General features: G+C 68.3%; 10 protein-coding genes and 1 pseudogene. 10 read left to right on the top strand and 1 reads right to left on the bottom strand.

The window, feature by feature from the left end; all coding sequences use genetic code 11:
- Positions 1–19 precede the first annotated feature (19 nt).
- Genes IM708_RS19255 through IM708_RS19240 form a run of 4 tightly spaced genes read left to right on the top strand, consistent with a single transcriptional unit; the run spans position 20 to position 3,304 of the window.
- Entirely contained in the window at positions 20–601 is a 582-nt protein-coding gene (locus IM708_RS19255; protein WP_209428189.1) for an OsmC family protein, read from the top strand.
- A gap of 57 nt (positions 602–658) precedes the next feature.
- Complete coding sequence (locus IM708_RS19250; RefSeq protein ID WP_209428188.1) at positions 659–850, top strand: hypothetical protein; 192 nt, start codon at positions 659–661, stop codon at positions 848–850.
- Between the two features lie 56 nt (positions 851–906).
- Positions 907–2,136 carry an NAD(P)/FAD-dependent oxidoreductase gene (locus IM708_RS19245; RefSeq protein ID WP_209428187.1) on the top strand — a complete coding sequence of 410 codons (1,230 nt, stop codon included), beginning with the start codon at positions 907–909 and terminating at the stop codon, positions 2,134–2,136.
- Between the two features lie 13 nt (positions 2,137–2,149).
- The gene (locus IM708_RS19240) at positions 2,150–3,304 is read left to right on the top strand and encodes an NAD(P)/FAD-dependent oxidoreductase (protein WP_209428185.1); all 1,155 of its coding nucleotides are present in this window, start codon (positions 2,150–2,152) and stop codon (positions 3,302–3,304) included.
- A gap of 119 nt (positions 3,305–3,423) precedes the next feature.
- Here the strand turns inward: IM708_RS19240 and IM708_RS19235 are convergent, their stop codons facing one another.
- The gene (locus IM708_RS19235; protein ID WP_209428184.1) at positions 3,424–3,588 is read right to left on the bottom strand and encodes a DUF1127 domain-containing protein; all 165 of its coding nucleotides are present in this window, start codon (positions 3,586–3,588) and stop codon (positions 3,424–3,426) included.
- Positions 3,589–3,808: 220 nt separating this feature from the next.
- Here IM708_RS19235 and IM708_RS19230 point away from each other — a divergent pair, with 220 nt between their 5' ends.
- The 6 genes and pseudogenes from IM708_RS19230 to IM708_RS19205 form a co-directional block, all read left to right on the top strand.
- Entirely contained in the window at positions 3,809–4,654 is an 846-nt protein-coding gene (locus IM708_RS19230) for an alpha/beta fold hydrolase (RefSeq protein WP_209428183.1), read from the top strand.
- A 93-nt stretch (positions 4,655–4,747) separates the two neighbouring features.
- Positions 4,748–5,107, top strand: a complete 360-nt coding sequence (locus tag IM708_RS19225) for a group 1 truncated hemoglobin (RefSeq protein ID WP_209428182.1) — start codon at positions 4,748–4,750, stop codon at positions 5,105–5,107.
- On the top strand, positions 5,104–6,162 hold the full coding sequence (locus IM708_RS19220; RefSeq protein ID WP_209428181.1) for an adenylate/guanylate cyclase domain-containing protein: 1,059 nt from the start codon (positions 5,104–5,106) through the stop codon (positions 6,160–6,162). The genes IM708_RS19225 and IM708_RS19220 overlap by 4 nt, the downstream gene beginning before the upstream one ends.
- Positions 6,155–8,050 carry an ATP-binding protein gene (locus IM708_RS19215; protein ID WP_209428180.1) on the top strand — a complete coding sequence of 632 codons (1,896 nt, stop codon included), beginning with the start codon at positions 6,155–6,157 and terminating at the stop codon, positions 8,048–8,050. The genes IM708_RS19220 and IM708_RS19215 overlap by 8 nt, the downstream gene beginning before the upstream one ends.
- Positions 8,047–8,763, top strand: a complete 717-nt coding sequence (locus IM708_RS19210; protein WP_209428179.1) for a response regulator transcription factor — start codon at positions 8,047–8,049, stop codon at positions 8,761–8,763. Before IM708_RS19215 ends, IM708_RS19210 begins: the two co-directional genes overlap by 4 nt.
- Before the next feature lie 402 nt (positions 8,764–9,165).
- A pseudogene (locus IM708_RS19205) lies at positions 9,166–9,399 on the top strand (transposase); the annotation flags it as partial.

The following is a 9,399-nucleotide window of genomic DNA, read 5'->3' as shown; positions in this document are numbered from 1 at the left end:
TCTAACACAGGAGTTCTCCATGACCGCCTCCGTTCTCGAAAAACCTGCCAAAGCCCCGCTCAACGGCGTCGACACGCCCAACCTGATCGCCACGGTCAATGCCGTTGCCGCCCAGCCTGAACTGGCCCAGTTCAAGTTCCGCGCCCGCGCCCGCTGGGTTTCGGGCACGCAATCCGCGATTGCCGTCGACGATTTCGACGGCGTCGGCGGAACTCACAAGCGCGAGAAGCCGCACACCTACCATGGCGACCATCCGACCGTGCTGCTGGGCGAGGATGCCGGCCCGACGCCGGTCGAGTTCCTGCTGCAGGGACTTGCCGCCTGCCTGACCGCCGGGATCGGCAACATCGCCGCGGTGCGCGGGGTGGAACTCCACGAGGTCACCTCGGTGGTGGAGGGCGATATCGACCTGCAGGGTATCCTTGGCGTGAACGACAAGGTGCGCAACGGCTTTTCGGCCATTCGTGCCAGTTTCACTATTCGCGGCAACGCGCCGGCCGAGGTGCTGCGCGGCATCGTCGAACAGTCGAAGGCGCGCTCGGCGGTGTTCGACGTGCTGTCGAACGGTGTGCCGGTGAGTGTCAGCGTCAACGACGCCTGAGCGCCCGGGCGGCGACCCCTGGCGCCGCCCGCACCAATCTCACGAAAGGACCAGACGATGACTACCTGGATTGCCCCCCGCAGCGGCGGGAAGCAGCGCCATGCCTTCGGCTTCGACCGGATCATGGCCACCCCCTACCATCACCGCTTCCGCGATTGGTACGCGCGCACCAGCTTCCTTGCACCCGGGCGTGCCGAGGTCAACGCGACGCTCAGCCAGCCCGAAGCCAGCTTCGACAAAGTTGCATGACGCAGCAATTGCCGGCGCGGCAACCCCGCGCCGGCGCATACCAGAAAGGAGCCGACATGCGCAGCACCGACGTCGCGATCCTGGGCGCGGGGCAGGCCGGACTGGCGATGAGCCGCTGCCTGTCCGCCCGCGGCATCGATCATCTGCTGATCGAGCGCGGCGCTGTCGCCGAACGTTGGCGCGCGTTGCGCTGGGCGGGCCTGCGCCTGCTGACCCCGAACTGGATGACCCGCCTGCCAGAGCATCGCTACACTGGGCCTGATCCGGACGGGTTCATGACGCCATTGGCTTTGGTCCGCTTGTTGGAGGATTACGCGCGCCCGGCACCGATCCTCGACCGCACTGCCGTTCGCCGGCTGTCGCGACATGGCGGGCGCTACCTGCTGGACAGCGATGCCGGCCCGATCCGGGCGCGTTGCGTCGTCATCGCGACGGGCGCCTGTGACCAGCCCGCTGTTCCACCCTGGGCGGCGGACCTGCCCAGTCGCTTACACCGCTTGCACAGTGCCGACTACGCCGTGCCCGACCACCTGCCGCCGGGCGGCGTGCTGGTCGTCGGGGCCGCCGCGACCGGGGCGCAGATAGCGCGCGAGCTGCACGCTGCCGGGCGCGAGGTGGTGCTGGCGGTGGGTCGTCATACCCGCATCCCGCGGCGATATCGCGGGCGCGACATCTTCCACTGGCTTGATCGCACCGGGATTCTGGCCGACCGCTGGGACCAGGCAGCCAATCTGCTGTCCGCCCGGCGGCAACCATCCTTGCAACTGAGTGGGCGCGGCCCGGTCGATCTGGGGGTCCTTTCGCGGATGGGCGTGCAGCTTGTCGGCCATGCGCACGGCGCGGAGGGCGCGCGGCTGAAGCTCTCGGGCACGCTCGCCGCCGATCTCGACGCTGCCGAGGCGCGGTGCCATCGCACGCTTGCGCGCATCGACGCCTTCATTGACCACACCGGGCTCGACGCCCCCGCCGACCCGGATGCCTGGCAGGCGCCGGACGCGGCGCGAACGGGACCGGCCACGCTCGACCTCCGGGGTCGCGGTATCGGAACAGTCATCTTCGCGACCGGCTACCGGCGCGACTATGGCTGGCTCGACCTGCCGGTTCTGGACGCGCAGGGCGAGCTTCTCCACGAGGGCGGTGTCCTGCCGCTGGCAGGCCTCTATGCGCTGGGCCTGCCGTTTCTGCGCCGGCGCAGTTCCAGCTTCATTGACGGGGTCGGGCGCGACGCGGTGGCGCTGTCGGCGCATCTCGCCGCAACTCTGGGCCACCGTCGCCAAGCGGCTTGAGGGGAGGATCACGATGCGAACCGATTACGACATGGTGATCGTCGGCGCGCGTTGCGCAGGCTCGGCGGCGGCGCTGACGCTGGCGCGCGGCGGGGCACGGGTGCTCGTCGTCGAGCGCGATGCGCCGGGGACCGATACCCTGTCGACCCATGCGCTGATGCGCGGCGCCTTGATGCTGCTCGCCAATTGGGGGCTTCTCGACCAACTGATCGCGGCGGGCATACCACCGATCCGTACAACGATCTTCGACTACGGCAGCAAACGCGCAGAGGTCGCGATCAAGCCCGGACACGGTGTCGACGCGCTCCTCTCGCCGCGCCGATGGCTGCTGGACCGGACCCTGGCCGCCGCCGCCAACGAGGCCGGCGCCGAGATCCGCTACCGGACCGCGCTGCGGGGGCTTCTGACCCGCTCGAATGGCGCCGTGCGGGGCGTTGTGCTGACCGGCCCGGAGGGCGCGACAACGCAGGTCCGCGCGGGTCTCGTGATCGGCGCCGACGGGCGACGCTCGTCCGTGGCGCGGATGGTCGGCGCGCCGGTCGAGCGCGTGGGCCGGCATGCTGCGTCGGTGATCTACGCCTATGTTGCCGGCATGACCGACCACGGCACGCGCTGGCATTATCGCCCCGGCATCGCCGCCGGGGCGATCCCGACCAATGGCGGCGCGCACTGCGTCTTCGTGTCGGCCGCGCCCGAACGCTACCAGACCGAATTGCGAGGCGATCTGAGCGCAAGTCTCAAGCGCATCCTGGCCGAGGTACACCCGGATCTCGCTGCCGAAGTCGCTTCGGGGAGAATGCTCGATCGACCGCGGGCCTTTGCCGGCGAGCCGGGCTATTTTCGGCGCGCGCATGGGCAAGGCTGGGCGCTTGCCGGGGATGCGGGGTATTTCAAGGACCCGATCACCGCGCATGGCATAACCGATGCCCTGCGCGATGGCTGGTTGCTGGGCGAGGCGGCGCTGAACGGCACTGCGCAAGCGCTGGCAGACTATCAGGCCCTGCGCGATGAAATCTCGCTTCCGCTCTTTCGCGCGACCGACGCGATCGCGGCGCTGCCGCGCGACATGGATCGCCTGCAGGCGCTGCATTTCGAACTGAGCGCGGCGATGAAGGCCGAACAGGAATGGCTCGCTGACAGACTTGCACCCGCGCACTTGGCCGCCTGATGGCAGCAGGGCGCCGCGTGCCGTGCTGGCCGACGGATAAATGAAGGAGGCCCCCGCGGTGTTCCACGGGGGCCTTCGACATGTGGTTACCTGCCCTTGAAAGGAAGGGCCCGGAAAGCTCAGATCCAGTAGCGCAGCCGACGGCGGGCGGCGGTCACGTCGCCCGGGGTCAAGCCGATATCGCGCAACATGCGCGTATCCATCTGGCTCAGTTCATACATCTCGCGGCGCAGGCGGCTGCGTTTCTCGCCGCGGCGGATGGCTTTCTTGATCATCGTGAACATGGTGGTTGTCCCAATCGTGGTTTCGATGCGGCCACTATGCCCATTGTTCGTTTCCGGCGAGCGTCGCGCGCCGGGTTCGCACGTTTCAATTGTTGCCGTTCGTCGCCCCCGCTCGCAGGCTGAAACAACTGAAACACGGGCGCGCCGCCACCGACACTCGACGGATACGCCCGCCCCTTAGCCCTGATGCCAACGCAACACCGCGACAGGAGACGGGACGATGGAAATGACGCAACCCCTGCAGGACGCGCTCTACTGGACCAGCACCGGGACGGGTGCGCCGGTCGTAGCGCTGCACGGCTCGGCCAGCGCCGGTGCGCAATGGCGCAGCCTGAGCGAGCATCTGGCCGCGCGCTTCCGGGTCATCGCGCCGGATCTGGCAGGATACGGCCGCTCCGGCCAGCCGGCGGCGCGTGCAAGCCTTGCGGCCGAGGCGGCCTTCCTGCGCCCGGCGCTCGCCGCCGCGGGCGAGCCGGTGCATCTGGTCGGCCATTCCTTCGGCGGCGCGGTGGCGCTGGCGGTGGCGATCACGATGCCGGAATCGGTACGCAGCCTGACGCTGATCGAACCTGCCGCGTTTCGCCTGCTGATGGCCGACGATTTGACCGACCGGATGCTCGGCGCCGAGATCGGCTGTGTCGCCGACGACGTTCGCAGCACCCTGCGCATTGGCCGGCGGACCGAGGCAGCAGCGCGCTTCATCGACTACTGGAACGGCGACGGCGCCTGGGCGCGCAGCTCGCCACGCCTTCAGGGGCTGATCCTGGCCGCGATGGATCGGGTGGCGGAGAACTTCACCGCGCTTGCGGCTCCCGGCCTGACGGCGCGGGCGCTGAGCCGGCTTCACTGCCCGACGCTGGTGATCGCGGGGCTTGAGACGCCGTTGCCCGCGCTGCGCACCGCCGAACTGGTCGCCGAAACGATCCCGAATGCGCAACTCGCGCTGATCCATGGGGTCGGACACATGGCGCCGCTGACCGATCCGCATATCGTCGACCCGATGATCGCCGCACATCTGAGCGCTGCCGTCGCGCATCCTCGGCCCGCGCCGGCGTTGGCCGCATGAGATGGGGCGGCGCGTGTCAAGACGCTTGCCAGCGCGCCCGCACAAGGCGCATAATTGCGCATCGACGCGCGCTGGTGGCACGAGGGATTGGTCATGGATAGATCGGTCTATGAGCGCTATGGGGGTTTCGCCCAGGTCAGCCGAATTGTCCTCGACTTCTACGACCGCCTACTCGAGGACGACGAACTCGGCCCGTTTTTCGACGAGGTCGACATGGCGAGGATCGTCGATCACCAGACCAAGTTCATCGCCATGTTGTTGGGCGGCCCGGCGCATTACACCGACGACCAGATCGCGCGCGTCCATGCTCATCTGGCCATCGGCGCGGCGCATTTCGACCGTCTCTCGACTATGCTGGCCCAGACGCTTGCCGATCACGGCATGTCGGCCGACGACGTGGCCCATGTCGTCGCTGAATTCGACCGCCGGCGGACGTTTGTGGTGAAGCCATGAGCATCGAGGCGATCAATGAACAACTACTGCGCGCCATCGGCGTCGGCGTGGCCCTTGTCGATGCCGATGGGCTGCGGTTTCGCTTCCACAACGACACCTTCGCCGAATGGTTTGGCACGCCAGAACCGGATGCGCGTCTGGGCGACCTTTTCCCCGGGCTCGACCTTGGCGAACTGACCACGGCGCTGGAGGCGGGGGGACGCTTCACCTCGGAAACCACCTTCAAGCTGCGCCGGCGCACCATGGTCGTGGCGATGGACGTCACGCTCGCGCTCGACGACGGACAGCGGATCGCGGTCCTGGTCTGCCAGAACATCACCCGCATCCGCGAGCTGGAATCGATGATCGACAGCTATTCGATGATGGTCGAGCGCAACACCCGCGAGCTGAAGCGCGAGAAGGAACAGGTCGAGCACCTGCTTCTCAACATGATGCCGCGCAAGGTCTACGAAGAGTACAAGACCTTTGGCGTGGTCACCCCGCGCCTCTATCAGCCCGTGTCGGTTCTGACGGTCGATTTCGCGGGCTTCGGCGATCTGGTGCAACGCACGGATCCGGGCGTGATCGTGAGCGAGCTGAACGACATCTACACCGCCTTTGACCGGATCGGCGAGCAGTTCGGTTGCGAGCGGATCAAGACCATCGGCGATGTCTATGTCACCGTCGCCGGCGTGCCTGATGCGCTCGACGATCACGCCAGTTCTGTCGCCAATGTCGCGGTGCGGCTGATCCGTTATCTGCGCCAGCGCAACGAAAGCCACCCCAATGCCTGGCACTGCCGGATTGGATTGGCGTCGGGCGCGGTGGTCGGCTCGGTCGTGGGGGTGCAGAAATACATCTACGACGTGTTCGGCCCCGCGGTCACGCGAGCGCAGCGACTGCGGCTTCTGGCCGAACCGATGACGATCTGCGCCGATGCCGGGGCGGTCGCCGCGCTCGATGGCCGTTTCGACCTCGAAAGCCTCGGTCCACGGCAATTGGACGACGGCAGCCGGGTCGAGGTCTGGCGCATGAGCGAGCCGGCGTTGGCCATCCCGGGGGACTCTCGTGTCTGAGACCGCGCCCGCCGTCGCCGAACGCGCGCCGGCGCTTCTGGCCGACGCGATCGAAGCGCTGCACGAGGGCTTCGCGCTCTTCGATGCCGAGGGCGGGCTGGTGTTGTGCAATGCCCGCTTTCGCGAAATGAATGCCCCCATCGCATCCTTCCTGGTGCCGGGGACCAGCTTCGCGCTTCTACTGCGCGAGGCGGTCGCGCGCGGGCAGATCGACGCAACGACCGGCCAACGCCTGGCCTGGGCCGAGGCGCGGCTGGAAGAGGACGCCGCGCGCGAGGCGATGGAGGTCGAGGTGGCGAGCGGCGCGGTGATCGCCGCGTCCTTTGCCGCCACCCGCGGCGGGGGCTTCACAATGACCCTGCGCGACGTCACCGCCCGCCGCCAGCTTGTCGCGCAGGAACGCGCCGGCGATGCGATGCTGCGCGAGGTGCTGGAGGCCTGTCCGGCGGCAGTCCTGATGGCGCGGCTCGCCGACGGCCAGGTGCTCTATCGCGCACCCGCCGCGACCGATCTCGTCGGACCGATCCGCGATCTGCACGAGATCTTCGACAGCCGAGAGGAGCGTGCCGATTTCGTTACCGCGCTGCTGCCCGACGGCCGCGTCGACGCGATGTCGATCACCGCGCGCTGCAGCACCGGACGCTGCTTCCCGGCTGCACTTTCCGCCCGGCTGATCGAACACCGCGGCGCCGACGTGGTGGTGGCAAGCCTGATAGACCGCCGGCAGGAACTTGCGATGCGCGCCGAGCTTGCCCGGCAGCGCGAAACGATCTTCCAGAACGAGAAGATGTCGGCGCTGGGGGAATTGCTCGCCGGCGTCGCGCATGAGTTGAACAACCCCCTCTCGGTCGTCGTCGGCCATGCATTGATGTTGCGCGAGGAGACGACCGACCCCGAAACGCTGCGCCGGATCGACAAGATCGGCCAGGCCGCCGAGCGCTGCTCCCGGATCGTTAAATCCTTCCTCGCAATGGCGCGCGAGGAGACCGCGGTATTGGTCCCGGTCGATCTGGACAAGGTGGTATTGACCGCGCTCGACGCGCTGCGCCACGGCCCCGGCGGGATGGGCGCGCAGGTCGAGACGGCGCTAACGGGCACGCTGCCGCCGGTTCTGGCCGATGCCGACCAGCTGGCGCAGGTCGTGATGAACCTCGTGATCAATGCCGATCAGGCGATTTCTGCGACCGGCCGGGCCGGCACGATAAAGCTGATTACGCGCGACCTTGGCGGACGAGTCGAACTCATGGTCGAGGATGACGGCCCCGGCGTGCCCGAAGCCTTGCGCAGCCGCATCTTCGATCCGTTCTTCACCACCAAGGAGGTGGGAGAGGGCACCGGGCTCGGTCTTGCGCTTTGCCACCGGGTGGTTTCGCGCCTGAATGGCCGGATCGAGATCGAGGATCGTCCCGGTGGTGGCGCGGTCTTCACCCTGCGCCTGCCGGCCGCGGCGCAGACCCGCGACGCTCCCCCCCGTGCTCCGACCGAGGCGCTGGCGCTGGCGCCGGCACGGGTTCTGCTGATCGAGGATGAGGACGAGGTCGCGGACATGATAGGGGAAGTCCTCACAAAGACGGGTTTCGACGTCACCCGCGCCGCCTCGGGCGAGGAGGGGCTGCGGCTGGCGGCGGCGGGGGACTTCGCCGTCATCCTGTCGGATCTGGCCATGCCCGGGATCGGCGGGCGCGGCGTGCATGAGGCGCTGGCGCGCGACCACCCGCAACTGGCGCGCCGCATCGCCTTCGTCACCGGCGACACGATGAGCCCGGCGGCGCGCGCCTTTCTCGACGGCACCGGCCGCCCGCGGCTGGAAAAGCCCATCGCGCCCACGGACCTGCGCGCGCTGATGCGCCGAATGCTCGAGGACGCCGCACCGGAGGCCACGGCATGACCGACGTGATCGACCAGCCGCATGTGCTGATCTGCGACGACGAGCCCGACCTGCGCGAGATGCTGGGCGAATACCTGACCCGGCGCGGCTTCAGCGCCACCCTCGCCGCCAGCGCCGCCGAATTGCGCGCGGCCCTGACGGGTGCGCAGGTGGATGCGGTGGTCCTCGACATCGCCATGCCCGGCGAGGATGGGCTGTCGGTTCTGCGCAGCCTGCGCGCGGGGGCCGAGCGCGTGCCGGTCCTGATGCTGACCGCTGCGGGCGAGACCATCGACCGGATCATCGGGCTGGAAATGGGCGCCGACGACTACCTCGCCAAGCCCGTCGACCTGCGCGAGCTGGAGGCGCGGATCAAGGCGGTGCTGCGCCGCGCGGTCGCCCCGGCGCCGGTCTCGGACGCGGCGCGTCGGCGCTGGCGCTTCGGGCGCTGCTGGCTCGACATTCCCGCCGCCAAGCTTTTTGACGAGACCGGCGGCGAGGTGCCGCTGACGGCGATGGAGTTCAACCTCCTCAGGCTTTTCGCCGAGAACCGCGGCCGCGTGCTCAACCGCGACCAGATCCTCGAGGGCGCGCACGATCGGTCGTGGGACCCGTTCGACCGCTCCATCGACATCCGCATCAGCCGGATCCGTCGCAAGATTGAAACGAACCCGGAAAAGCCCGAGGCGATCCGCACCGTGCGCGGCATCGGCTATGTCTACGACCCGAAGTAGCCGGAAAAGATCGTGATGAGGGGGGTGGTCCGCCAGCGGGCCGCAATTCAAGACACTGATAAAATGGGATTATTTCCGTAAATTAACCGGAGCGAAACTTTCGCGCGCGCCGGCACAGGGTCGGACAGAGGGTCCCGGCACGCGGGGCTCGCGCGGCGTCAGGGGTTCATGCGCGCCACCGGACCCCGCTGCGAACGGATACGCTGAACCGGGCAGCAACGCCCCGAGCATGTGAGGGCGAACGGCTTGCCGTGGCGACCCCGCTCGCGGCGAACCGCGGGCCGGCCGCCGGCCTCGACCGCGCGTCCAGAAGGTTGAAATCCGGCACACTACACGACACTGGTCTGGCTGAGGGGGTGAAGAAGTGGTTTTCTGGTCGACTCCGACCAAGGAAGCGACCCGATGTCCCGACGCACCGTCACCGCCCTCGAGATTTTTCTGCGCCCGCATGTGGATTTGAGCAAGAGCCGTCTCGAGACGCTCTGCCTGCTGCTGGTGGGCATGATCAGCGCCCGCACCGTCAATCTCGGGCATATCGCCTGCGAGCGGGAGGGGAGTGCGCTCACTGCCTCGACCTACCGCCGGTTGCAGCGGTTCTTCCAGCACGTCCGGCTCGGGCCGGACTGGGCGCTGCCG

Origin of the sequence: Pararhodobacter sp. SW119, assembly GCF_017811755.1 — a bacterium.
Classification (GTDB): Bacteria; Pseudomonadota; Alphaproteobacteria; order Rhodobacterales; family Rhodobacteraceae; genus Pararhodobacter.
Note: the sequence above shows the minus strand (reverse complement) of the source record. Positions and strands in the feature narration are given on the sequence as shown.